22 protein-coding genes are annotated in these 23,637 nt (G+C 61.6%); 10 read left to right on the top strand and 12 right to left on the bottom strand.

Features of this window, described 5'->3' with window-relative positions; translation table 11 throughout:
- Positions 1-34 precede the first annotated feature (34 nt).
- The gene (locus FUU19_RS22865) at positions 35-469 is read right to left on the bottom strand and encodes a tautomerase family protein (RefSeq protein WP_230490454.1); all 435 of its coding nucleotides are present in this window, start codon (positions 467-469) and stop codon (positions 35-37) included.
- Between the two features lie 166 nt (positions 470-635).
- On the opposite strand from FUU19_RS22865, the gene FUU19_RS22860 reads away from it, so the two are divergent.
- The gene (locus FUU19_RS22860; protein WP_230490453.1) at positions 636-1,130 is read left to right on the top strand and encodes a winged helix-turn-helix transcriptional regulator; all 495 of its coding nucleotides are present in this window, start codon (positions 636-638) and stop codon (positions 1,128-1,130) included.
- 7 nt (positions 1,131-1,137) lie between these two features.
- Here FUU19_RS22860 and FUU19_RS22855 read toward each other — a convergent pair whose 3' ends face one another.
- Positions 1,138-1,575, bottom strand: coding sequence for a LuxR C-terminal-related transcriptional regulator (locus FUU19_RS22855; protein ID WP_038630260.1), 438 nt, complete (start codon positions 1,573-1,575; stop codon positions 1,138-1,140).
- 618 nt (positions 1,576-2,193) lie between these two features.
- On the opposite strand from FUU19_RS22855, the gene FUU19_RS22850 reads away from it, so the two are divergent.
- The 6 genes from FUU19_RS22850 to FUU19_RS22825 are packed head-to-tail and all read left to right on the top strand — an operon-like array spanning position 2,194 to position 9,127.
- Complete coding sequence (locus tag FUU19_RS22850) at positions 2,194-2,727, top strand: fimbrial protein (protein ID WP_033640638.1); 534 nt, start codon at positions 2,194-2,196, stop codon at positions 2,725-2,727.
- A gap of 59 nt (positions 2,728-2,786) precedes the next feature.
- Positions 2,787-3,539 (top strand): fimbrial biogenesis chaperone, encoded by a 753-nt coding sequence (locus FUU19_RS22845; protein ID WP_230490452.1) that lies wholly within the window; start codon positions 2,787-2,789, stop codon positions 3,537-3,539.
- 20 nt (positions 3,540-3,559) lie between these two features.
- Positions 3,560-6,094 (top strand): fimbria/pilus outer membrane usher protein, encoded by a 2,535-nt coding sequence (locus tag FUU19_RS22840; protein ID WP_230490451.1) that lies wholly within the window; start codon positions 3,560-3,562, stop codon positions 6,092-6,094.
- Positions 6,095-6,122: 28 nt separating this feature from the next.
- On the top strand, positions 6,123-7,463 hold the full coding sequence (locus FUU19_RS22835; RefSeq protein WP_230490450.1) for a fimbrial protein: 1,341 nt from the start codon (positions 6,123-6,125) through the stop codon (positions 7,461-7,463).
- Entirely contained in the window at positions 7,463-8,215 is a 753-nt protein-coding gene (locus FUU19_RS22830; protein ID WP_230490449.1) for a fimbrial biogenesis chaperone, read from the top strand. The genes FUU19_RS22835 and FUU19_RS22830 overlap by 1 nt, the downstream gene beginning before the upstream one ends.
- A gap of 45 nt (positions 8,216-8,260) precedes the next feature.
- The gene (locus tag FUU19_RS22825; protein WP_141969371.1) at positions 8,261-9,127 is read left to right on the top strand and encodes a hypothetical protein; all 867 of its coding nucleotides are present in this window, start codon (positions 8,261-8,263) and stop codon (positions 9,125-9,127) included.
- Positions 9,128-9,133: 6 nt separating this feature from the next.
- On the opposite strand, the gene FUU19_RS22820 is transcribed toward FUU19_RS22825, so the two are convergent.
- From FUU19_RS22820 to ebgR, 7 genes are all read right to left on the bottom strand, one after another.
- On the bottom strand, positions 9,134-9,727 hold the full coding sequence (locus tag FUU19_RS22820; protein ID WP_141969373.1) for an ATP-dependent Clp protease proteolytic subunit: 594 nt from the start codon (positions 9,725-9,727) through the stop codon (positions 9,134-9,136).
- Positions 9,728-9,770: 43 nt separating this feature from the next.
- A complete protein-coding gene (locus tag FUU19_RS22815) occupies positions 9,771-10,100 on the bottom strand; it encodes an SRPBCC family protein (protein WP_141969375.1) in 330 nt (109 codons plus the stop codon).
- Complete coding sequence (locus FUU19_RS22810; RefSeq protein WP_047727753.1) at positions 10,097-10,411, bottom strand: ArsR/SmtB family transcription factor; 315 nt, start codon at positions 10,409-10,411, stop codon at positions 10,097-10,099. The genes FUU19_RS22815 and FUU19_RS22810 overlap by 4 nt, the downstream gene beginning before the upstream one ends.
- Positions 10,412-10,513: 102 nt before the next feature.
- Positions 10,514-12,016, bottom strand: coding sequence for an amino acid permease (locus FUU19_RS22805; RefSeq protein WP_141969377.1), 1,503 nt, complete (start codon positions 12,014-12,016; stop codon positions 10,514-10,516).
- Positions 12,017-12,074: 58 nt separating this feature from the next.
- Positions 12,075-12,527 (bottom strand): beta-galactosidase subunit beta, encoded by a 453-nt coding sequence (locus FUU19_RS22800; RefSeq protein ID WP_230490448.1) that lies wholly within the window; start codon positions 12,525-12,527, stop codon positions 12,075-12,077.
- Complete coding sequence (ebgA, locus tag FUU19_RS22795) at positions 12,524-15,613, bottom strand: beta-galactosidase subunit alpha (protein WP_230490447.1); 3,090 nt, start codon at positions 15,611-15,613, stop codon at positions 12,524-12,526. The genes FUU19_RS22800 and ebgA overlap by 4 nt, the downstream gene beginning before the upstream one ends.
- A 166-nt stretch (positions 15,614-15,779) precedes the next feature.
- A complete protein-coding gene (ebgR, locus tag FUU19_RS22790; protein ID WP_141969382.1) occupies positions 15,780-16,760 on the bottom strand; it encodes a transcriptional regulator EbgR in 981 nt (326 codons plus the stop codon).
- 337 nt (positions 16,761-17,097) lie between these two features.
- Between ebgR and ygjJ the strand changes: the two genes are divergently transcribed.
- Both ygjJ and ygjK read left to right on the top strand, forming a co-directional pair.
- Positions 17,098-18,168 carry a protein YgjJ gene (gene ygjJ / locus FUU19_RS22785; RefSeq protein ID WP_193402507.1) on the top strand — a complete coding sequence of 357 codons (1,071 nt, stop codon included), beginning with the start codon at positions 17,098-17,100 and terminating at the stop codon, positions 18,166-18,168.
- Between the two features lie 17 nt (positions 18,169-18,185).
- Positions 18,186-20,549: an alpha-glucosidase gene (ygjK, locus tag FUU19_RS22780; RefSeq protein ID WP_230490446.1), complete on the top strand. Its 2,364-nt coding sequence runs from the start codon at positions 18,186-18,188 to the stop codon at positions 20,547-20,549.
- A gap of 44 nt (positions 20,550-20,593) precedes the next feature.
- Here ygjK and FUU19_RS22775 read toward each other — a convergent pair whose 3' ends face one another.
- Together FUU19_RS22775 and FUU19_RS22770 are read right to left on the bottom strand one after the other, a co-directional pair.
- Positions 20,594-21,019, bottom strand: a complete 426-nt coding sequence (locus FUU19_RS22775) for a universal stress protein (protein WP_230490445.1) — start codon at positions 21,017-21,019, stop codon at positions 20,594-20,596.
- A 147-nt stretch (positions 21,020-21,166) separates the two neighbouring features.
- Positions 21,167-21,685, bottom strand: a complete 519-nt coding sequence (locus tag FUU19_RS22770) for a hypothetical protein (RefSeq protein ID WP_089180784.1) — start codon at positions 21,683-21,685, stop codon at positions 21,167-21,169.
- A 236-nt stretch (positions 21,686-21,921) separates the two neighbouring features.
- Between FUU19_RS22770 and metQ the strand changes: the two genes are divergently transcribed.
- Positions 21,922-22,737, top strand: a complete 816-nt coding sequence (metQ, locus tag FUU19_RS22765; protein ID WP_141969388.1) for a methionine ABC transporter substrate-binding lipoprotein MetQ — start codon at positions 21,922-21,924, stop codon at positions 22,735-22,737.
- A gap of 46 nt (positions 22,738-22,783) precedes the next feature.
- Here the strand turns inward: metQ and FUU19_RS22760 are convergent, their stop codons facing one another.
- Entirely contained in the window at positions 22,784-23,548 is a 765-nt protein-coding gene (locus tag FUU19_RS22760) for an SDR family oxidoreductase (protein WP_141969390.1), read from the bottom strand.
- Positions 23,549-23,637: the final 89 nt, after the last annotated feature.

Genomic DNA, 23,637 nt, shown 5'->3' with positions numbered 1-23,637 from the left:
GCGTGGATTTTTTTTGTCCTGAGTATCCCCAGTCTCACCCTATTTCCCCCTCCCACGCCGAAGGCCGGTTCTCGCTACGCCACTTCTCGCCCGGCACCGTTCCCGGCGCCGGCGGTTTTAATCCGTCAATCGTCCACAGCGAGAACGGCGTTTCGTCGACGTGCAGTTCCCAGCGCAACCCGCGGGCGGCGATGTAGGGTTGCAGGATGCGGGTGCAGGCCGCCAGGAATTGCTGCTGCTCTGCGTCGTTGTCCATGGCGCGCGCGATGTGGTCGATGGTCACCCGCACGAAATCATCGGCCGGTTCGCCGCCGAGATAGGCCGAACCTGGCGGCAGCGCGTGGAAGAACACGTTGACGTAAAAGCGCGGCAAAAAATCCTGGTACAGGGCGGTGACCTTCTGCGCAATCGCGCGTTTATCGGCGGCGCTGAAGGCCGGCTCAGGGTGGTAAATCTGCCACAGTGGCATAACGTTTTCTCCTCGGTGAAGGCGTGGGTTTCCGGCCGGCGTTCAGGCCATCAGCCGCTGTTAAATATATACTCCAATAATAAGAGTAATAACTCCAATTATTGAAGTTATCAAGCCGAGGCGATAAAATTATCCGCATTCGGGCGTCAAACAGAGGTAAGGCAACGTGAAAGCAAAAGGGTTTGAAGGCATGACGTGCTCGGTGGCGCACGTGCTGTCGGCATTGGGCGATCGCTGGGGTGCGATCCTCATGCGCGATCTGCTGCTGGGGCTCTCGCGCTATGACGATTTGCGCCAGTCGACCGGTATCACCAACAATACGCTGACCGATCGGCTCAAGGCCCTGGAAAACCATGGCCTTATCGAAAAGCGGCAATACCAGACGCGCCCCGATCGTTACGAGTACCTACCGACGGAGAAGGGAAAAGATCTCGGGCTGCTGGTGATGGCGATGATTCAGATTGGCGATAAATGGAATCTGTCCGAGCTGGCCGGGCCGCCGCTGCGCGTGGTTGACCGCGTGACCGGCCACCCGGCCACCCTGCGCGTAGTGGATGGCGTGACCGGCGAATCGTTGCCGCCGCAAAACCTGGCGCTGGCCGCCGGGCCCGGCGCCGATGAGATCACGCGATGGCGGCTGGCCGTCGGCAAAACCCGCTAACGGTGCGCTACAACAGCGCTATCATCTTCAGTAGTTCGACCCGATTGCGGATGCCGAACTTTTTGCCGGCGTTATTGAGGTGCGAATAAACGGTTTTCGGGTGCAGGTTAAGCCGCCGAGCGGTCAGGCGGATATCTTCGGTGCGGGCGGTTTCACACAGCACCGCCGCTTCGCCAGGCGTGATCGCCGCCGCCCGCTGCCGGTTCACCACGTGCCGTTCGCTCGTCTCCTGGCGGGCCAGCGTTGCGCAGGTCTCTCGCACCACCTGTAGCGCTTCCCGTTTGTGCAAAATCGCATCCGGCTGCGCCGCCGCGATAAATGCCAGGATCAGCGGCGAAGTCTTATCGACGAAGAACAGTATCCGGACATTTTTATATTCAGCGCGGCAAAGGTGAATAAACGTCAAATAGGCTTCGAATCGATAAATTTCATGGGGAAAATCCATGATAATTAAATCAGGCGCCGGGCTTATATTTTTAACGATGTTAATATTGGGCGAAGATAAGGTTATCACCCCACCGCCTAATAATGTTTTCATGCCCAACCGGCACAGCGGTGAACCGTCGATATAAATCACTCTCACTTTAATTCTCCTTATCAGCATGGACGCATGCTTCCACACCTCAGGCGGCTTGTCGCTGCTCTTTTTTGGGGTAATTCGCCTGCAAAGCACACCGATATAAAACATCTTGATAACATGTTTTTCAAATAATCAGGCAACCGTCAGCACGTTGATTAATACGCAAAAAAGGCATGAATGTTTCAAATTATTTCAATCACAAAAACTGCCAATCCAATAAAATCGCAACGCAATGATATAGATCTATTTTCTATTTTGTATGATATAAGCGCAAATGAAAAAAAATGTAACAGCAGGCTTTCTCGTCTTATTGCCTTATTCAAAACACCTATAGGGAAAATTCTTAGTTTGTTAGGATGAAAATCCATGCTTGCCGAGGCGTTTAAAAAACAATTGCGCAACATGATTAACCCACAACCGCACGTCAGTAATTTATTACTGTCAGGAAAGCTTTTCTCTAAAGTAAATTAAAGGGCATTTCACATGAATGTTAAATTAGTCGCATTATCCATGCTGGCTCTCTCCGGCGCCTGTGCGGCCGCTTCGTCCAATACGGTGCAATTTAAAGGCGAAGTCAGCACGCAAACCTGCTCGGTAAATATTAACGGCAACCAATCCAACCCGGTCGTTCTGCTGCCGACCGTCGCCGCCAGCAAGCTCGCCGCCAAAGGCGCCACCGCCGGCGACACCACGTTTACCGTCAACGTGACCGGCTGTGCGGCCGCAACCAGCGATACGGCGATCAAAACCGTGCTGGCGGGCAATAATCCGACCACAAACGGCAACCTGGGCAACGCGGGCGATGCGGCCAAAGTGTCCATTCAACTGCTGGACAGCGACGCCACCACGCCGCTGTCGTTCGCCAGCGGTTCGACCGTCACTACCTCTGCGATGACGCTGGCGAAAGACGCCACCTCCACCTCGCAGAACCTGGTGGCCCGCTACTACGCGGAAGACACCGGCGTGGCGGCCGGTTCGGTGATCGCCACCGCACAGTTCGCCATTAGCTACAAATAAGCCGGCGTCAGGCGCCATACCTGTTGATGCCAGCGCCGTTCCTTAGCGAACGGCGCTGTATGACTCGCTCCCTTTATCGGTTCACGTTTATGCCGCAGATAACCCGCTCCGCCCGCCGATGGGCCGCCCTGTCGCTTTGCCTGATAAGTTTTGCCGCTACCCACGCGTCGGCCAGCGTGACGCTGCTCGGCAACCGCGTGATCTACCCCGCCGAGGCACGGGAAAAAACGCTGCAGTTCACCAACGACGACGGCACCCCGGCGCTGATGCAAATCTGGCTCGACATCAATAACCCCAAATCCACGCCGGAAAACGCCGATGCGCCCTTTGTCGCCTCGCCGCAAATCTTCCGCATGAATCCGCACAGCGGGCAGATGGTGCGGCTGTCGTTCGTCGGCCAACCGCTGCCGCGCGATCGCGAATCGCTGTTCTACCTCAACTTCCTGCAGGTGCCCGCGGTGCGCCAAACGGACAGCGACAAGAACAAACTGCTGCTGGTGGTCACCAATCGGCTGAAGGTGTTCTATCGCCCCGCCGGGCTGGCCGGTGACGCCAACCACGTTATCGATCGGCTCAGCCTGCGCCAGGCCGGCAACGCGCTGCACGTCGACAACCCGACCGGCTACTACGCCAACGTCAGCCAGGCCGCGATCCTCAGCGGCGCGAAACGCACCGTGATCCCGCAGGCGGATCTGATCCCGCCGTTTTCGCAGGCCAGCTGGCCGGTGAACGGGGAGGTGCGGCAGGTCGCACTGCGCGTCATCAATGACTATGGGGTGGAAATCACACGCACCCTGAGCGTCGCGCGCTGACACCAGACAGGGAGGTTTTCATGTTCGATGCTCGCAAAGCGACGCCGCTGCCCGCACGCTGGTGTTGCGCGCTGCTGGCGCTGCCGCTGGGCTGCGCCGCCGCCGACGGCTATACCTTCGATCCCACGCTGCTGCGCGGCAGCGTGCTGAGCAACAGCGCCCTGAGCCAGTTCAACCAACAGGACGCCGTCGCCCCCGGCAGCTATCAGATCGATCTGTACCTCAACGGCCAGTTTCTCGAGCGCGATCAAATTCGCTTCGTGCGCGAAGGCAAGCAGGTGCTGCCCTGTTTCGATCGGCCGCAGCTGACGCGCTTCGGGCTGAAAAATCCGCCGGCGGCCGCCGAAGCAGAATGCCTGCTGCCTGGGCGGGATCTGAAGGACATCACGGTGAGCGCGGACATTTCGCGGCTGCGGCTGGATCTGAGCATTCCGCAGGCGCTGTTGAACGGCCAGCCGCGCGGCAGCGTCAATCCCGCCAGCCTGGACAGCGGCGAATCGATGGCCTTCGTCAATTACAACCTCAACCAGTACCACGTCAGCTACCGACAGGGGCAAACCCGCGATCTCGACTCGACCTACGCCAACCTGAACGGTGGGTTCAACCTCGGACTATGGCGCTACCGCCAGCAGTCCAGCTACCGCTACGATCGGGAGTTCGGCGGCCACCTGGACACCAGCCGCCGCTACGTGCAGCGCGCGATCTTGCCCTGGCGCAGCGAAATGCTGTTGGGCGAAGGGTTTACCGACGGGCACTTCTTCTCCGGCCTGGGCTTTCGCGGCATTCAGCTCAGTTCGGACGACCGCATGCTGCCGGATTCACAACGCGGCTATGCGCCGGTGGTGCGCGGCGTGGCGAAAAGCAACGCGCGCGTGACGGTGCTGCAGGGCAAAAGCACGCTGTATGAAACCACCGTCGCGCCGGGGCCGTTCGCCATCAACGATCTGTACGCCACCAACTACGCCGGCGATCTCACCGTGGTGGTGACCGAAGCCGACGGCAGCGTCAGCACCTTCACCGTGCCGTTCGCCGCGGTGCCGGAATCCATCCGCCCCGGCCAGTCGCGCTACTCCGCGATCGTCGGCCGTTCCCGCTACGTTGGCGACAACGATCTGTTCAGCGAAGTGACCTGGCAGCACGGCCTGACCAACGCCCTGACCTTCAACCTCGGCAACCAGCTGGCGGACGGCTACCAGGCGATGATGCTGGGCGGCGTGTACAGCAGCTGGCTGGGCGCCTTCGGCATGGATACCACCTATTCCCACGCCAGCCTGCCGGACGGCGGCGCCTCCGGCTGGATGCTGCACCTCTCTTACAGCCGAACCTTCAGCCCGACGGACACCACCTTATCCATCGCCGGCTACCGCTACTCTACCGAAGGCTTTCGCGATCTCAGCGACGTGCTCGGCGTACGGCGCGCCGCCACTACCGGCCAAAACTGGCAGTCCGACTCCTACCGCCAGCGTTCGCGTTTCGAGGTCGCCGTCAATCAAGGGATGGGGGCACTCGGCAGCCTGACGATGTCCGGCTCGACTCAGGACTACCGCGATCAGCGCGGCCGCGATAATCAGCTCCAGTTGGGTTGGGGGAAAACCTTCGGCAACGGCGTGGCGCTTAACCTCTCCGTCACCCGCACCCGCAGCCTGGGCTACAGCAACGGCGACTACCGCGGCTACGGGCCGCTGGACAACGTCTACAGTGCGCCGCTGGCGCAGAACACGCAAACCGTCACCGCCCTGTCGCTGAGCTTCCCGCTCGGACGTTCATCATCCGCCCCCAGCGTCTCGCTGTTGGCCAACCACAGCCAGGGTCAGGGCGGCAACTATCAGGCTGCGCTGTCGGGCAGCGTCGGCGACGAGCAGCCGGTCAGCTACGGCCTGAACTTCACCACCGACGACGATCGCCAACAAAGCATCTGGGGCGGCAACCTGCAAACCCGCCTGCCTTACGCCAACGTCACCGGCTCGTTCTCCACCGCGCGCCAGTACCGACAAGGCTCCCTGTCGCTGCAGGGCGCCGTGGTGGCGCACCGCGGCGGCGTGACATTAGGGCCGTATGTCGGCGATACCTTCGCCCTGATCGATGCGCCCGGCGCCAGCGGCGCACGGGTGATGGACGGCCAGGGCGCGCGCGTCGATCGCTTCGGCTACGCCCTGGCGCCGTCGCTGGTGCCCTATCACTACAACACCGTCGCGCTGAACCCCGAGGGCATGAACGACAAAGCGGAACTGGAAGACGGCCAGCGCCGCGTCGCCCCGTACGCCGGCGCCACGGTGCGCCTGCACTTCAACACCGTGCGCGGCCAGGCGCTGCTGATCACCGCGCAGCGGCCCGATAACGCACCGATCCCGATGGGCGCCAACGTCCTTGACACGGCAGGCAACAGCGTGGGCATGGTCGGCCAGGCCAATCAGGTATATCTGCGCAGCGATAAGCGCGCCGGGGAACTGACGCTGAACTGGGGCGACGCGCCCAGCCAGCAGTGCACGCTGCATTACCGCTTGCCCGCCGGGGAAGACGGCCCGATTCAGCGGCTCAGCGCCCCATGTCGCTAGCCCATTAAACGTATTCTCAGGAGAGACGATGAAACGTATTGCTTACCCGATCGCCGCCCTGGCGCTGCTTGCTCTGTCGCTGTTCGGCGCGCCCGCCGCGCTGGCCCAATGCACCCGAGTCGCCCCCTGGATCGATTCCGGTTGCGATCCCTGCGGGGTGGGCACGGCGCTGGGCCGGGTCAATCTGACCAGCACTTACCTGCAGCCCGTCGGTACGCCGCTCGGCACCAGCGTGTTCGATCTTACGTCCGGCACGCGCTATCCGGATCCCAACAAGGTGCTGTATGAGTGCGACGCCAGCGATGCGGGGCAGATCTATGAAGTCTTCGCCACCAACGGCGACGATCGCGTCGGCGGCTATTACGATCTGGGCGCCCAAGACGGCAACCCCAACTACTACGCCACCTATTTCCCCTATGTCGGCATCCGCCTGACCCACCTGGATTCCGGCAAGGTTTTTACCCGCTACTGGCAGTCGGCGCCGATTACCCGCTACGCCACCGTCGGCAGCAAAATTCAGATCCGGGTGAAAGACTTCAGCGCCATCCGTGCCGACCTGATCCGCATCAGTTCGCTGCCGGGCGCGGGTGCCAGCAACTACTGTGGCTACAGCGCCGGCAACCCGCTGGTGGGCATGGCCTCGACCACCGGCAATTCGAACTATACCTGCACGCAGCCGAACGGCTATGTTACCTTTCAGGGGCCCGGCATCGCCTCGGATCCTATCGGCAGCGACTCCGCCACCAACTACGCCACCTGGGGCACCGGGCGCTGGAACGCGATGGGCATGGGCACCGCACCGATCTCCTCCTTGACCTATACCGCCACCTGCGTGGCGCGCAACGTCACGCCGCTGGTGATCCTGCCGACCATTTCCGTCAGCCAGTTGACCGCCGGGCAAACCTCACAGGCGCAGTTCACCATCAATATCGAATGTGACAACGCCGCCGTCTCCGGCGTCAGCAGCAACAATACCGCCCTCGGCCTGCAAGTGCCGTATGAAAGCTATGTCGCGGCGCAGCAACTCGGGCTGGTCAGTGCCAACGGCGGCGTGAGCTACCTGCTCTCCAGCGGCTACGGCACCGACAGCAGCGTCGCCACCGGCGTGGGTATCGCGCTCGCCAACGCCGGCAACGGCGCGCCGATGAACTTCGTCGGCTGGGCGCGCTGCAGCGCCGGGCAATGCCCGCAGGGCAACGGCGCCGGCTGGTACCCGGTGCTCAACGGCGCCAGCGGCGGCGGCAGCACCGCGGCGGGATTCACCCACTACACCACTCAACTGACCGCCACGCTCGCCCGGCTGCCCGGGCAAACTGTCACCGCCGGCAAAGTGGACGCCAGGGCCTACGTCTGGGTTAAGGTGCAATAATGATGAGAAAGAAATATCTGACGATGGGATGCGCTCTGCTGCTGGCGCTGACGGCCATGGGCGCGCAGGCGGGCATCATCGCCTCGGCCACCCGGGTGATTTTCCGCGAGGGAGACACGGAAAAAACCCTGATGTTGCTCAACACCAACGGCTATCCGATCGTAGCGCAAACCTGGGTCGATAACGGCGATGTCAACGCCGCACCCGAACTGTCCCGCGCGCCGTTTGTCACCCTGCCCAGCGTATTCGCCCTGCAGCCTTCGGCGCTGAAAGGGCTGCGGATCCTGTTTGCCGGCGCGGCCCTGCCCACCGACAGAGAATCGGTGTTCTGGCTTAACCTGTATGAGATCCCGCCCAGCCGACCGACCACGCCGCCGCTGGCGTCGCACGTGACGCTGGCGATGAACACGCAGATGAAAATCTTCTACCGCCCCAAAGCGCTGAAGGGTAACGCCGACAACGCGGCCGAGGCCGTCTCGTTCTCGCTGCAAAAATCGCCGGGCGGCTATCTGCTGCGCTGCCACAACCGGTCGGCGTTTTATCTCTCCTTCGCCCGCATCGCCGTGCAAACCGACAGGCGCGATTACCCGGTGCGGCAAGAAAGCGACATGATGACCGCGCCGTTCAGCGTGCGAGATTACCCCCTCGATGGCGTTGCGGCGCTGACACTCCCTTCACAGGTCGCCGTTCAGGCCACCCTCATCAACGACCAGGGCCAACAGATCGTCAAATCATACACAGCAAACCCATAACGATAAAAAGCAGCACATTTTTTTTAAGTACAGGAAATAGGGAAAATGAGTCTAAGCAGATTCCAGCTACAGTTTCACCTGGAGAAACAGGCCAACATCATCAGGCAGTCACCGGCGTTTCACGCCGCCATCGTCAAACACGGGGAGTTATTGAAAGAGACCTACAAGAAACATCCGCTGTTTTACAAAATCATCTTCAGGAACAGCCGGTTCATCATTTGTTCCACCATCCTGTCCATTTATTACCACCAGCCCGACGCCGGGCTGAAAGACGTCAAAGCCTTTTTTAAAGGAAAGAATGTGATCAGCGAGAACTCCCTGGACTCCTTTCTGTTCTTTTTGCGGGTCGGCCGGCGACTGGAGGTCAAACCCTGCGAACATGACAAACGCCAGCTGCGCTATAAGCCTACGCCACACGCGCTGGCGGAAACCCAGGCGCTGATCGCCTCAATGGCGTTGCCCTATCAGGCGCTGGCGCCACAGATGCCCATCGCGGCGCTGCTGGCGGCGCCCGACTTTCTCCCCGCCTTTTTCGCCGCCTACGGGCAGCTGATGCTCAAGGAGATCTACCTGATCGATCTGGTGCCGCAATCCGGACTGTTTATCAGCAAGGACGCCGGCCACATGGTGCTGCTGATGCTGCATATCGAAAGCATCCGGCAGGACTCCCCCTTTCTGCTGCTCTCCTCGGCGAAAATTGCCAAGTCGTGCTCCGTCTCACGCGCGCACGTAAACCGCATCCTACAGGCGGCGGAAAAATCCGGCCTGCTGACCACCACCAATAACGTGGTGATCGAACTCAACAGCTCGTTCTTTATCATGGCGGAGCGCTATTTCAGCCTCTATTTCGCGATGGTCGAATGCGGGCTTGAACGGGTTTGGCACACGCCGCAGGCCGCCGAGCCCCGCTGAGCCGTTTTACCGCTCCCGCAGCACCTTATCGATCAGCCCCCAGGCCGCCGCTTCGTCGGCGGTCATGAAGCGATCGCGATCCAGCGCCTGCTCCACCGCTTCATCACTCAGGCCGCAATGTTGGGCGTACAACCGGATCACCCGGTCTTTGGTGCGCTTCATTTCTTCGGCGTGGATCAAGATGTCGGACGCCTGCCCCTGAAAGCCGCCCAGCGGCTGGTGCACGTGCAGGCTGGCGTTGGGCAGCGCCATGCGGTGTCCCGGCTCGCCGGCCATCAGCAGGAACGAGCCCATAGAACGCGCAGTGCCCATGCACAGCGTATGCACCGGCGCACGGATGTACTGCATGGTGTCGTAAATCGCCAGCCCGCTGGTGATCGCCCCGCCCGGTGAGTTGATGTACAGGTGGATCGGTTTTTCCGGGTTTTCCGCCTCCAGAAACAGCAGCTGGGCACACAGCATTTCGGCCACGTCGTCGTTGACTTCGCCATTGAGGAACATGATCCGGTCGCGCAGCAGGCGCGAATAAATATCAAAGGAGCGTTCTCCCCGGCTGGTCTGCTCCACCACCATCGGGACGAGCATCATCTTCTCACGCATCGGTAAACTCCTGGGTTGGCAAAAAGGAAGTGATCGGAATGCGTCAGGCGGCGCGCATCACCATCGTCGGGCCGTCGTTGGCGGCGTCAAGCTGGTGGATCACCCGCAGCAGGCTGCCGCCGCCGACGCCCGGCACAATCTGCAGGGTGACGACGCTTTCGAGAAACGGCGGTTGGTCGTCGCGCAGACGATAGCTCACCGCCTCGCCCGGCGTGGTGGCCAACGGCTCGGCCTGTGCCAGGTCGCCCGTTGGCAGCCACTGCTCGCGCAGCGCAGGAATACTGAGCGCCCGCCACACCTTTTCCGGTGGCGCCTCGAGCGCATACTCCAACACCAGCCGATCGTGCGGCGGCGGCTCAGCCCGTTTGTTCATTGGTCCATGTCCTTCAGCAAGGTTTGCAGCGCGTCGATGCGCGCCGGCCACCAGGCGCGGTACTTCGCCAGCCACTGGGCGATCTGCGCCAGCCCGTCCGGGTCGACCTGATAATTGACGCAGCGCCCCTGCTTCGCCTCGCGTACCAGCCCGGCATTGCGCAGCACCGCCAGGTGTTGCGACATCGCCGACTGGCTGATGGGCAACCCTTCGCGCAGCGCGCTGGCATTCATGCTGCCGGCGGCGAGTTTGTCGAAGATGGTGCGGCGGGTCGGATCGGCCAACGCCTTGAAGATGTCATTTTCGTTCATATAAATACATTAGTATTCACTTATGTATTATGCAAACGCAGACGTGGACTTTTTACGCGAAACGAGACTCCGCGCCGGAGCGCGGAGCCGATAGAGGAGAGATTACAGCGGCTTATTGCAAGCGGGCGTGGTCAGCGCGGGTTGCCCGGCCGGCGCCCCTTCCTGCGCTTCCAGCGCGAGGCGCGCCAGCGGCATGTCTTCGTGGTAGCGCGCCTCGGCGTTCAGGGTCTTCGAGTAGCGATTGTACTTCCACCAGGCGTAGCCCAGAAACACCACCAACCCGCCGACGTTATAGAACACGATGGTCATGATGCTGGCGCCGGTCGGGAACGTCGAGGCGAAGAAACCGACGGTGAAGATGGCGATCAGCACGCTGACGATGGCGATGCCCTGCAGGCGCGAGCCCATTTTGAAATCGCGCGCTACCCGGTCGTACTTCAGCCGCAGATTCAGGTAGGCCAGCATGATGAACAGCGGCGGCAACATCGAGGCGGCGGCGGTCATGTTGATCAGCGTGTTCATCAAATCCTGCACGCTGCTGGAACCCAACGTCGGGATCAGCATCAGCGGGATAACGATGAAGAACTGGATCCAGGCCGCGCGCGTCGGCACGCCGTGCCGGTTCAGGCGAATGGTTTTCTCGCCGAAAATGCCCTTCGGGATTTCGGTGAAGAAAATCTTCACCGGCGCCGCCGTCCACATCAACAGCGAGCCGAACATGGCGGTGAAGGAAACAATGCCGACAAAGCGGTTCATCAGCACCGTCGGCAGGCCGAAGTGCGCCGACAGGCCTTCGAACACCTGTACCGTACCGCCGGTAAAGTGCAGGTCGGTGCGATGGACGAATACGTTGATCAGCAGCGAAGACACCGAATACAGCACGCCGATGAACAGCCCGGAAACGATGATCACCTTCACGAAGGCGCGGCTGCCGCCTTTCACATCGTTCACGTACACCGCCACGGACTCCGCCCCACCCGCCGCCTGGAAGATCCAGGCGGTAATGCCGAGGAACGCCCAGTTGAAGTTCGGGGTCATCGCCTGCACGTTGATCGGATCGGCCGGCTCAATGCCGCCCAGCACCGCCGCGCCCGCCAAGATGATGTAGGAAAACGTCAGCAGCAGCATCAGCGACGAGGTCACCGAGGTCATCGGCCCCAGCAGTTTTGCGCCGCTGTTGGAGATGTAGGTCGAGAAGGCGAACAGGAAGATGCTGATGATCGCCGTGGTCAGCGGCGTAAACACGTAGTCATAGCCTAAAAACGCGTAAGAGGCGTAGGCGATGACGCGCGGCAGCAGCGCGGTGAAAAAGAACAGGTTCACGAACCAATAGGTGTAGGCGGTGATAAACGCCCAGCGCCCGCCGAGCGCGCTTTTCACCCAGGCATAGACGCCGGCCTCGGAATTGCGGTTGAGCGAGACGAATTCGGCGATGATCAGGCAAAAGGGAATGAAGTAAATGATCGTCGCCACCAGGAATACCGGCGACGAAGCGACCCCGAGCTGAATATTGTTGTTAATCACGTTGTTGAAACTGAACACTGCCGCAAACGTCATCGACAGCAGGCCAAACTTGCCGATGGTGTTTCTGTTCGACGCAGCCATAGAGATTCTCCGAATGGTGTAGGGGACTTCGGTTTGTTGTTATTGTTCGGCGGGCGCGCTATTTATTGACGAAATAGCTGTCTTCCACCGTCACTTTTAAAATGACTTTTTTTATCTTGCCGCTTTCTGTGAAGCGGTGAGCCTGGTGGTTTTCGAAAATCACCACGTTGCCTTTACCGACCCGGCGCCGCTCGCCTTCGCCGCTGAAAAACTCGCGGTCGGTTTCGTCCTGATAGGGCGCCACCGTCACCAGAGCCCGTTTGTCGGCAATCTCGACGGTCTCTTCCCCGTCGAGGTAATAGTGCACGTCGAAGTAACGGCGGTTGCCCTCCAGCCAGCCGTGCTGCCGGCCGGCGCCGACGCTGAGCCGATACGTCAGCGAGTCGCCGATCGAATGGCATACGTTCGGACTGATGCGATCGACATTGGCGATCGCCTCCATGCAGCGCAGCCACTTCTTGCCGCTGTGATAAATGCGCTGAAATTCCGCCAGGGATTCGAGAATGATCATGCGTTTTCCTCCGCAGACTGCGGGTGGTGATGAGCGGGCGTGAAGTCATAACCGGCGAGCATGGCGCCCTGCGTTTGCCGACCGTCGAACGGCACCAGCGTGAAGCCGTAGCTGAACGGCGCCAGATAAACCCGGTGGGTATCCAGCACTTCGGAGCCCCAGGAGTTGGAGCCAAGGCCGAGGATCTGGTCGTCCAGGTTCAGCGTCAGGCAGTCGCTCGGTTCCAGCTCGTTGATGTGTTGGGCCTGGTGCAGCCTCTCGGCGCTGTAAGGCCACAGGCTGAAATTGATCGGCCGCCGCGGCTGGATGAAGATCCCCTTGCCCGCCGCGTCCAGCAGGCTCAGCCAGCGCACATCCTGCCGGTTGCCGTTGTCCTGCGGGAACGGATAGTGTTCGAACAGCGCGTCGGCGCGCTGCCGGTAGTGGCCGATAAGGTTGGCCCGGCAGCTGTCGCGGTAGTTCTCGCCCGGTCCGCGGCCGTAGTATTCCACCTGCTCGAAGCGGCGGCTGATGCCGAAATCGAGACCGATTTTCGGGATAATCTGCCGGAAATCGCCGTAAGGCTCACCGGACAGATCCAGGCTGACGTGGCCCTGCGGGGAGATGCGCCAGCGGTAGGTGCAGCGCATGCCGAAGTCGAACACCGGCGGCGCAATCAGGCTGTGCACCTCGAGCAGCAGATCTTCGCCCTGCCATTGCCGGCTGAGGCGGCGGAAGTGCTGCTGCATGATGGGGAAATGTTGCGGCAGCCAAATCCCCTCATATTCCTGTTTATGGTTATCGATCACCGGTTTGAAGAAGGTGATGCGCGGCGCGCGCCCCACCATTTCTTCATCGTCTACCCGCCACGACAGCAGTTCGCCGCTCAGCAGCGAGAACGCCAGCTGGAACCGGGCGCCGCTGACGATCAGCTGATGATTCTCCTCGCGGCATTGCAGCGCCGGCGCATCGGCCAGCGGTGGAGCCGGCAGCCGCGTCGCCGTCTGGCGCAGATGCTGATAATGCCCCAGCCGCTGGCCGCTCTCGCTGTAACGGGTGGCGCTGTCCTTATGCACCGCCACGTCGATCAGCGTTTCCCCTTGCCCCAGCGCCAATACCGGCAGGTGCATGTCTTCACTCTCGCCCGGCTGCAGATGCGGCAACTTGAATTCGTAACTTGCCACCTGGTGGCCGTCGGTCTTGACGCTGACCTTCAGCGTGATGTCCGCCAGCGAGCTGAACCAATAGCGGTTTTTCACCCGCAGCACGTCGCCTGCGCCCTCTTCCGCCGTCACCTCCACCGGGCACAGCACCTGCTGGTATTCACGCAGGCCGGGGCCGGGGCGCTGATCCGGGTAGAGCAGGCCGTCCATGCAGAAGTTGTAGTTGTTCGGGTAGTCGCCGTAATCGCCGCCGTACTGGTAGCGCTCGCGCCCCTGCTCGTCGTGGCTCAGCAGGCCATGATCGCACCACTCCCAGATGTAGTGCCCCTGCAAACTGGCGTGGCGGTTGAACACCGACTGGTATTCGAACAACCCGCCGGGGCCATTGCCCATCGCGTGCGCGTATTCGCACAGGATGCGTGGTTTGGGGTGCGGGTATTCGCCGAAGGCGTTCATCATCGCCACGCGGGAATACATGGTGCTGATCACATCGGTCACTTCGGCGTCGCGATCTTCTTCATAGTGGACCAGACGGGTCGGATCGAGCGCCTTGCAGCGCCGGGCCATGGCGCGAATGTTGCAGCCGTAGCCGGACTCGTTGCCCAATGACCAGATGATGATCGACGGGTGGTTTTTCTGCGCCGCCACGTGGCGCTCGATGCGCTCGACGTAGGCATGTTCCCAACGCGGATCATCGGTGATGCGGCTGAGATCGCCGACGTTGGCGAAGCCGTGGCTCTCCAGATCGGTCTCCGCCATCACGAACAGGCCATAGAGATCGCACAGCTCGTAAAAGCGCGGATCGTTGGGGTAATGGGCGGTGCGCACCGAGTTGATGTTGTGCTGCTTCATCAGCACGATATCGCGCTCCACTCGCGCCATATCGACGGCGCGCCCTTTAAGGTGATCGTGATCGTGGCGGTTGACGCCGTGCAGTTTGAAGTAGCGGCCGTTGACGTACATCAGCCCGTCGCGCACCGCGATCTCACGGAAGCCCACCCGCTGCGGCACCACGCCCAGCAGGTTGCCGACGCCGTCATACAGGCTGAGTAGCAGTTGATACAAATAGGGATTCTCCGCATTCCACTGCTGCGGGCGGCTGACCGGCAGCTCGAAACGGCAGTTCAACGCCTGCTCGATGCGCAGATCGTCGCGCCACTGCTCCGCCACGCAGCGATCGCCGTCGAACAGCTGCGCCTGCAGGCGGCAGCCCTCGGCGACCTGCGATCCGAGATGATGCAGTTCGGCGTCGATCGCCAACAGCGCATCGCAGTAGCGTTCATCGAAGGTGGTGACCAGCGTCAGGTCGTGAATGTGGGTGGCGCTCTGGCCAATCAGATAGACGTCGCGGAAGATGCCGGCCATCCACCACATGTCCTGATCTTCGATATAGGTGGAGTCGGCCCATTGCATCACCCGCACCGACAGCAGGTTCTCGCCCTGCCGCACATAGGGGCTGATATCGAACTCGGCGCACAGCCGACTGCCCTTGCTGAAGCCGACATAGTTGCCGTTGACGTACACCTCGAAGTAGGTTTCCACGCCGTCGAATTTGATCAGCACCTGCTGATCTTGCCAGCCGGCGTCGAGCGTAAAGTGGCGCTGATAGGCACCGGTGGGGTTATTGGTCGGCACGTAAGGCACGTCGATCGGGAACGGGAAGCCCTCGTCGGTGTACTGCAGGTGGCCATGCCCTTCCAACTGCCACATGCCCGGCACCGCCATATCGCCCCAGTCGCTCATCGGCTCACGGTAAAACGCCGCCGGCACCTGCGCCGGGTGCTCGAAGAAGCGAAAGCGCCAGCGGCCACTCAGCAGCTGGAAGCGTCTGCTGGTGTTGCGATCGAAGCTCAGCGCCTGCCCGGCGTCCGCATAGCTGAAGAAGCTCGCGCGCGGCGGCAACCGGTGCTCAGACTGTTTTTCAATGTTTTCCCAATTATTCACGTCACGTCTCCCGACACCTGTGCAATGCGGAAACGATAGTAAATATTTAGTAAAAACTACAGTTGATATTTACCAAATGACGACAGGATCACAATAAATCTCAAATGCCTTTTTTTATCATGACGTTAATTTTGAGCGCCAACGCCCCCGCCAAGGCGGGGGCCAATCAGGCGACGGTGGTGTCGCGCAGCTGCAGCGAGCTGGGAACAAAGATCGACAGCGGGACGGTGCGCTCATCGCGCAGTCGCTCCGCCAGCAGGTTGACGGCCTGTGCGCCCATGGTTTCCGAGGGGATGCGCACCGTGGACAAGGCGGGAAAAATAAAGCGGGCGGTGGGAATATCATTGACGCTGATCAGCGCGATCTGCCCCGGCACCTGAATGCCGTGTTCATGCAGCGCGCGCAGCACGCCGATCGCGATCGAATCGGTCGCCACCAGCAGCGCTGGCGGATAGCCAGCCTTGCTCTGCAACATCGCTTTCGCACACTGGTAGCCCGACTGGCTGCTGAAATCGCCGTGGTAAATATCCTGCGCCCGTACCACGTTTTGCTGCCGCCCATACTCGACGAACGCCTGCTCGCGCTGGTCGATACCGGCCGGATCGTCGCGCCCGCCGATAAAGCCGATGCGCTGATAGCCGCGGCCGATGAAGTAGTCGATCACCTTGCGGCTAATCTTGTACAGGTCGACATTGACGCAGTCGAAACGCTCGTCGTCCACCACGCCGTCGATGAATACCACCGGCGTTTCCTGCTGTCTGAGCTGCTCATACAACGCGGGCTGCGGCCGGCCGATCACCAGCAGGCCGTCGGCCGACGGCAGCGCCTTGTCGCCGTTGAAGTCGTAACCGGCGCTCAGCGCCACGCCCAGCTTTTCGCACTGCGTTTCGATGCCGTAACGCATCGCCAGGTAATAGGGATCGTTGATCTCCACGCCCTGCGTATAGGTGAACAGCGCGGCGAATTGCAGGCGTTGCCCGCTTTGCCGTTTGGAAGGCGCAATCTTGTATTCGAGGCGCTCCGCCGCTTCCAGGATCTTCTGGCGGGTTTGCGCCTTCACGCTCAGGGTGGGGTCGTCATTCAACACGCGCGAAACGGTGGCGACGGACACATTAGCGGCTTCAGCAATTTCCTTCAGTGTGGCCATAGAGTCCCAATGCACAGACGAAAAACGGTAGCTTAATCGGATAGCGCCGCGGCGTACAGCGCCGCCCGCGCCCTCTCCTTCCCAAATCGGGCCAGAGCACGCTCATGCCAGCCGTTGCCGGGCGCCTGCAGCGAAAGATACCCATTTCGTCCGCTGTGATCAAGTTAACGCTTTACTGATTAAAGCGTATTTTTTACTAAATATTTTACTAATATACCTGCCGTTTACCGCTCTCTACGGGCGGACGTTTTCTCTTCTCCCAGGGATCCGGGAGCGACCTCGCGTGAGCCGCCGCTCGGCTGACGTTCCGTTCCATCCAACACCAGGCCTATGCCCCATGAAATCACTAAATCATCACGCCCTGTTGCCCTGGTTGCTGCTCGTTAGCGCGCCCGTCTGGGCGGAGCAAGAACCTGTCACCCCGGCGGAGCGCAATCAGCTGCCGCCGCCGCCGTTGTCCGAAACCGCCGCGACCGCCCTGCGCTTTTACGGCGAGCTCGGCATCGGTGGCAGCGTCTATTTGAACGGCGAACATCAGCATCAATACAGCGACGGCACCTATATCGAAGGCGGCCTGGAGATCAAACGGGGCCACTGGTTCGGCCTGATTTACGGTGAAGGCTGGACCGTGCAGGCGGACAGCCAGGGCCATGCCTGGACGCCAGGCCACGGCTGGGGTGGCTTCGAGGGTGGGTTAAACCGCTTTTACGGCGGTTACCGCACCGACGACGGCACCGAGATGATGCTTAGCGTACGCAACGATTCGTCGCTCGACGATCTGCAATGGTGGGGCGACTTCACGCCGGAGTACGGCTACGTGATCCCCAATACCCGCGATCTCAGCTACGCCGCCAAGCTGCAAAACCTGACCGGGCGCTTTCGCTACAGCGTGACGGCGGCGCCGGAAAGCCGCATCGACGAGAGCAAGGCGCTGCTGCACTTCGGCAAATACGACCGCTATTCCGACAAATATACCTACCGGGCGATGGTCAACGGCTACACCCAATACGATCTGCAGGACAATCTGACGCTGCTGAACGGCCTGGAAGTGACCGACGGCCTGGGGCAGCTGTTTTTGCTGGGGCTGCGCGGCAAACACCTGGCTGGCCGCATCTGGCACCACACCGGCAAAGGCGACAGCGGCGGCCACCCCGGCAGCGAGTCGGGCCTGATGCTCAGCGCGATGACGGAAACCGCCAAAGGGCTGTATCTCTCCACCGCCTACAGCTACGCCCGCCACCGGTTTGATAACACGGCGGATACCGCCACCTCCTACGCCCAGTTTGGCGTCTGGTACGAATACGCCGGCGGCAAACTGGCCACCGCACTGGACAGCAAATTCTTTATGCGCAATGACAGCACCGGCGCCAGCAACTCGGTGTTTCTGATGCAATATTTCTATTGGTAACCGTTGAGGCTCCTACGATGAACATGACTCCCCTGACCCCGCTGGCCACTGCCCTCGTGCTGATGCTGGCGGGCTGCGCGCCGAAAACGCCCGACGCCCCGCTCGCCGAGCGCTACCCAAACGTGATCGACCGCCACGGTGCGCCGCATTTTATGCTCGACTACGACTTCGACGATCACCAGCGCTTCAATCCGTTCTTCGATCTCGGCGCCTGGCACGGCCACCTGTTGCCGAGCGGGCCGGAAGGCATGGGCGGCTTCCCCGGCCCGGCGCTGCTGACCGAAGAGTACATCAACTTTATGGCCAACAATTTCGATCGGCTCACCGTCTATCGAAACGGTAAACCGGTGCATTTCACCATGACGGCCTACAGCCTGCCCGGCGCCCTGGTGCAGCGGCTCAGCGCGCCGGGCGTGACCGTCAACCTGACGCTGCGCTTCGCTGCCGCGCGCACCTCGCTGCTGGAAACCCAGATCCTGACCGACGCGCCGCTGGAGCTGGTGTGGGACGGCGAATTGCTGGAGCGCTACGCCGCCAAAGAGCAAAAACCGCTGCCGCCGGCGACCCTCGAGCAGGCATTCCCGAACTACACGCGCCGCATTGTGCCGACGGCGGACGGCCTGCGCGTCACCTTCGGCAAGGTGCGCGCGCAGTCGCAGCTGATGACCTCCGGGCAGTCCGAGTATCAGATCCACAAATCGCTGCCGCAGCGCACCACGGTCGACGGCCACCGCTTCCGCGCCACGGCGCGCATCGCTGGCGCCACCACGCTGTATACCACCTACTCGCACCTGCTCACCGCCGAAGAAACGCAGCGCGAACAGCGCACTATCGCCGACATCCTCGCTCACCCGCAGCGCTATATGGCCGCGTCGGCGCAGCGCTGGGAACGCTATCTCGCCACTGGGCTCAGCAACCCGCACGCCACGGCGGAACAAACCCGCGTGGCGGTCAAAGCGATAGAAACGCTGAACGGCAACTGGCGCGGCGCAGCCGGGGCGATGAAGTTCGACTCGGTCACCCCGTCGGTCACCGGACGCTGGTTCTCCGGCAACCAGACCTGGCCGTGGGACACCTGGAAGCAGGCCTACGCCATGGCGCACTTCAACCCGGACGTGGCCAAGGACAACATTCGCGCGGTGTTCGCCTACCAGATCCGGCCGGGCGACGCCCTGCGCCCGTGGGATACCGGTTTTCTGCCCGACCTTATCGCCTACAACCCCAGCCCGGAGCGCCGCGGCGACGGCGGCAACTGGAACGAACGCAACACCAAACCGAGCCTGGCGGCCTGGGCAGTGATGGAGGTGTATCGCGTCACCGGCGATAAGGGCTGGCTGGCGGAGATGTACCCGAAGCTGGTGGCCTACCATGACTGGTGGCTGCGCAACCGTGACCACAACGGCAACGGCGTGCCGGAGTACGGCGCCACTCGCGACAAAGCGCACAATACCCCCGACGGGCGCATGTTGTTCACCGTCAAGCGTGGGCAGCGCGAGCAAACGCTGGCCGGCCTCGACAATTACGATCGCATCGTGCGCGAGGGGCGGTACGACAGCATCGAGATCCCGGCGCAGACCGCCGCCTCCTGGGAGTCGGGCCGCGACGACGCGGCGGTATTCGGCTTTATCGATCCGGATCAATTGGCGCGCTACGTGGCACAAGGCGGTAAACGCGAAGACTGGCAGGTAAAATTCGCCGAAAACCGCGCGCCGGACGGCACGCTGCTCGGTTACTCACTGCTGCAGGAATCGGTGGATCAGGCCAGCTACATGTACAGCGACAACCGCTACCTGGCGGAGATGGCCGATATTCTGGGCCGCGGTGCCGAGGCCGCTGCCTTCCGCACCAAAGCCGACCGGCTGGCGACCTACATCAACACCTGCATGTTCGACAAGCAGAGCGGTTTCTTCTATGACATCCGCATCGAAAGCCAGCCGTTGGCCAACGGCTGCGCCGGCAAACCGATCGTCGAACGCGGCAAAGGGCCGGAGGGCTGGTCGCCGCTGTTCAACGGCGCCGCCAGCCAGCCGCACGCCGATGCGGTGGTCAAGGTGATGAAGGATCCGCGCGAGTTCAATACCTACGTGCCGCTCGGCACCGCGGCGCTGACCAATCCGGCGTTCGGCGCGGATATCTATTGGCGCGGCCGCGTGTGGGTCGATCAGGTGTATTTCGGTCTCAAGGGCATGGAGCGCTACGGCTATCGCGACGACGCGGTGGCGATGGCGCAGGCCTTCTTCCGCCACGCCGACGGTCTGGTCGCCGACGGGCCGATCCGCGAGAACTACAACCCGCTCACCGGCAAGCAGCAAGGCGCGCCGAACTTCTCCTGGAGCGCGGCGCACCTGTACATGCTGTATAACGACTTCTTCACGCAATAAGCCGCAGCGGCCACCGCCATCGTTTGCCCGGCGGTGGCCCGCGTTTATGAGCGGATCGGGATCACCAGCACGTCGATATTCAGCTGGTTGATGGCATTGCGGGTGGAAGAAAACAGGTTGCTCCACAGATCGTGGTGATGGCCGAACACCAGCAGATCGATGTTCTTATCCACGACTGCCGTGCGCAGTTCGTCAACGAAGCCGCCGCGCCCGATGATCACTTCCGCGATCGGGTAATTGACGTTTTGCGTAGTGGGTTCCAGCTCTTTGCAGATCTTCTCTTCGAACGGCACGCCGTTATCGCTGCGCTCCGAAAAGCCGATCGCCGCATGGTAGGTGTCGTAGTGGACGTCCACATAGATCAGCGAGAGTTTGGCCTGCAGCGCCTCCGCCAGCCGCGCCCCCTTTTCGACCAGCCGTTTGCCGTCATCGCTCAGATCGGTGGCGATGACAATATGGTGGTAACACATAGCGCCTCCTGTCATGGACTCGGTAGAGCCGAGGCTCCGATATCACGTCAGGGTCATATCGTTATGGTTAATTTTAGTTCAGAAATGGCGCGTATGACGGGTGGCGACGCGGTGGGAAAGCCCCGTTGCCGGGGCTGAAGGCAAAAATTACTTCTCGCGCTGCGCCTCAAACCAGACGTTGCACAGCGACAGGATCAGCGTGTTGGCGTCTTTCACCAGCACGTTATCGCCGGGCACCCCATCGGTGCCCTGATCGGTAATGCCTTTGATGGTGGTATCCGCATGCTGAATGGCCACGCGTTCGACCGACGGCGTGCTGATGCCCAGCATCGGGAAATCGATGTAGGAGCTGCTGCCGGAATTGTCTTCGACAAACTCCTGCGCTTCTACGGTGCTAACGGTGGCCCCTTCGCTTTTCAGCGCCGTGCCGTTCCAGCTGAATGCATCCGCTTTGTAGCTGATTTTGCCGCCGATCAGGCTCTGCGCCTGCTGTTGATCCCAGCAGCCGGTGGTCTGGGTCGGCACAATTTTACTGACGCGCCAGTTGCCCAGCAGCTGTTTGGGGATCGGCCCGGTATCGCTCTCCGCCGCCCGAACCTGAGTCGCCGAGACGCAGGCCAACACCACCAGCGGCAACAGCGCCTTGCTCCAAGTGTTCAATCGCATTGTCTTTTCCTTCGTTTCAGTACCCAGTCTGCCCTCGCAGGCCAACGGCTATCATAATAAGCCCGCCGATTCGCCGTCAAAACAATCCGCACCGCGCCAGGCGGCGGCCGCTCATAGCTAATCGCTATGAGTCATAGTGAATCAGTATTTTGTTTTAGCCCAGCGATTACCTACAGTCACTGCCACTATTCTGCCCGCCAAAATTAGCAGGCAATGTTGACAAGGACCCTGGGAAAATGACATTTACGCTGAAAAACCTCACCCTGGCGCTGGCCGCCGCCGGCACGCTGCTGCTGACCGCCTGCGGCCCGACGGCACAGGACGATCACCACATCAAGGTCGGCATCAGCGCCGGCATCGATCAGTCGCTGTGGGCGGTGGTGCAGAAAGTGGCCAAGCAGAAATACGATCTGGACGTGGAGGTGGTGACCTTCAACGACTACGTGTTGCCGAACGAAGCGCTGAATAACGGCGATCTGGACGTCAACGCCTTCCAACACAAGCCGTATCTGGACAAGCAGATGCAGGAGCGCGGCTACAAGCTGGCGGCGGTGGGCAACACCTTCGTCTACCCGATCGCCGGCTATTCGAAGAAGATCACCGCGCTCAGCCAACTGCCGGACGGCGCGCAGGTGGCGGTGCCGAACGATCCGACCAACCTGGGGCGCTCACTGCTGCTGTTGCAAAAACAGGGGCTGATTACCCTGAAAGACGGCGTCGGCCTGCTGCCGACCGCGCTCGACATCGTCGGCAACCCGAAAAAGCTGAAGATCGTCGAAATTGAAGCGCCGCAGCTGCCGCGCGCGCTGGACGATCAGAAAGTGACGCTGGCTGTCATCAACACCAACTACTCCAGCCAGATTGGCCTGTCGCCGGCCAAGGACGGGCTGTTTGTCGAAGACAAAAACTCGCCGTACGTCAACATCTTCGCCAGCCGCATCGACAATAAAGACAGCGAGAAAGTGAAGGATCTGGTCAAGGCCTATCAGACCGACGAAGTGGCGGCCAGCGCCGCCGACATCTACAAGGGTGACGCCGTCAAAGGCTGGTAACGCCTCGCGTAGGGCCCGTGGCACCCGGCCACGGGCCATGCCAACCTCAGCCGCGCTGGATGGATACGCCGCCGTCCACCAACATCGCGGTGCCGGTGACAAATGAAGAAGCGTCAGACGCCAGATACAGCGCCGCCTGCGCGATCTCCTCCGGCATCGCCAGCCGCTTCAGCGCGTGCAGTTCGGCCACCTGCGCCAGCGCCTCCGGGGTATTGCTCATCTGTCGGCCCATCGCCGTATCGGTGCCGCCCGGCAGCAGCGCGTTCACCCGAATGCCGCGCCCGCCGAACTCCACCGCCAGCGCCTGCGTCAGGCCGATCAGCCCCGACTTGCCGGCCGCATAGGCCGCCGTGCCGGGAAACGCCGCGGTGTGGCCAACGAAGGTGGAGGTGAAGATCACCGAGCCTGCGCCGCGCGCCAACATGGCGGGGATTTGATATTTGGCGCCGTAGTAGGCGCTGGACAGGTTGGTTTCCAACACCTCGCGCCACGCTGAGGCGGTGAGCGCCAGCGATGGCCCCAGCGGCCCCAAGGTGCCGGCGTTGTTGAAAGCGATATCCAGCCCGCCGAACTCATCGACCGCCGCCGCCGTCAGCCGTTCGGCGAAGGCTTCGTCACGCACGTCGCCCGCCACCGCGAGCGCCCGGCCGCCCTCGCGCCGAATGTCCTCCACCAGCGCCGCCAACAGCGGCTCACGCCGCGCGCCCAACACCAGCGCAGCTCCCTGCCGGGCGAACAGCAGCGCCGCTGCTCTGCCAATCCCCGAACTGGCGCCACCGATCACCGCCACCTTGCCGTTCAATGCGTTCATCGCTCATCCTCACGCGGTTTAAAGATCCTCAGTGTGAGGCAAGATTCGGCGCCGCGCTGGCCGCAAGCGGACATGCAATTGGCGCATGA

Source organism: Serratia montpellierensis, assembly GCF_020858655.1.
Classification (GTDB): Bacteria; Pseudomonadota; Gammaproteobacteria; order Enterobacterales; family Enterobacteriaceae; genus Serratia; species Serratia montpellierensis.
This window is presented reverse-complemented; position numbering and strand designations above follow the sequence as displayed.

Excerpts from the sequence above, each read along its gene's own strand:
- FUU19_RS22835 (WP_230490450.1), top strand. The coding sequence starts at position 6,123 with ATGAAACGTATTGCTTACCCGATCGCCGCCCTGGCGCTGCTTGCTCTG.
- ebgR (WP_141969382.1), bottom strand. The coding sequence starts at position 16,760 with ATGGCCACACTGAAGGAAATTGCTGAAGCCGCTAATGTGTCCGTCGCC.
- ygjJ (WP_193402507.1), top strand. The coding sequence starts at position 17,098 with ATGAAATCACTAAATCATCACGCCCTGTTGCCCTGGTTGCTGCTCGTT.
- metQ (WP_141969388.1), top strand. The coding sequence starts at position 21,922 with ATGACATTTACGCTGAAAAACCTCACCCTGGCGCTGGCCGCCGCCGGC.
- FUU19_RS22815 (WP_141969375.1), bottom strand. The coding sequence starts at position 10,100 with ATGAACAAACGGGCTGAGCCGCCGCCGCACGATCGGCTGGTGTTGGAG.
- FUU19_RS22840 (WP_230490451.1), top strand. The coding sequence starts at position 3,560 with ATGTTCGATGCTCGCAAAGCGACGCCGCTGCCCGCACGCTGGTGTTGC.
- FUU19_RS22810 (WP_047727753.1), bottom strand. The coding sequence starts at position 10,411 with ATGAACGAAAATGACATCTTCAAGGCGTTGGCCGATCCGACCCGCCGC.
- ygjK (WP_230490446.1), top strand. The coding sequence starts at position 18,186 with ATGAACATGACTCCCCTGACCCCGCTGGCCACTGCCCTCGTGCTGATG.
- FUU19_RS22855 (WP_038630260.1), bottom strand. The coding sequence starts at position 1,575 with ATGGATTTTCCCCATGAAATTTATCGATTCGAAGCCTATTTGACGTTT.
- FUU19_RS22775 (WP_230490445.1), bottom strand. The coding sequence starts at position 21,019 with ATGTGTTACCACCATATTGTCATCGCCACCGATCTGAGCGATGACGGC.
- FUU19_RS22845 (WP_230490452.1), top strand. The coding sequence starts at position 2,787 with ATGACTCGCTCCCTTTATCGGTTCACGTTTATGCCGCAGATAACCCGC.
- FUU19_RS22800 (WP_230490448.1), bottom strand. The coding sequence starts at position 12,527 with ATGATCATTCTCGAATCCCTGGCGGAATTTCAGCGCATTTATCACAGC.
- FUU19_RS22820 (WP_141969373.1), bottom strand. The coding sequence starts at position 9,727 with ATGCGTGAGAAGATGATGCTCGTCCCGATGGTGGTGGAGCAGACCAGC.
- FUU19_RS22770 (WP_089180784.1), bottom strand. The coding sequence starts at position 21,685 with ATGCGATTGAACACTTGGAGCAAGGCGCTGTTGCCGCTGGTGGTGTTG.
- FUU19_RS22825 (WP_141969371.1), top strand. The coding sequence starts at position 8,261 with ATGAGTCTAAGCAGATTCCAGCTACAGTTTCACCTGGAGAAACAGGCC.
- FUU19_RS22760 (WP_141969390.1), bottom strand. The coding sequence starts at position 23,548 with ATGAACGCATTGAACGGCAAGGTGGCGGTGATCGGTGGCGCCAGTTCG.
- FUU19_RS22850 (WP_033640638.1), top strand. The coding sequence starts at position 2,194 with ATGAATGTTAAATTAGTCGCATTATCCATGCTGGCTCTCTCCGGCGCC.
- FUU19_RS22830 (WP_230490449.1), top strand. The coding sequence starts at position 7,463 with ATGATGAGAAAGAAATATCTGACGATGGGATGCGCTCTGCTGCTGGCG.
- FUU19_RS22865 (WP_230490454.1), bottom strand. The coding sequence starts at position 469 with ATGCCACTGTGGCAGATTTACCACCCTGAGCCGGCCTTCAGCGCCGCC.
- FUU19_RS22805 (WP_141969377.1), bottom strand. The coding sequence starts at position 12,016 with ATGGCTGCGTCGAACAGAAACACCATCGGCAAGTTTGGCCTGCTGTCG.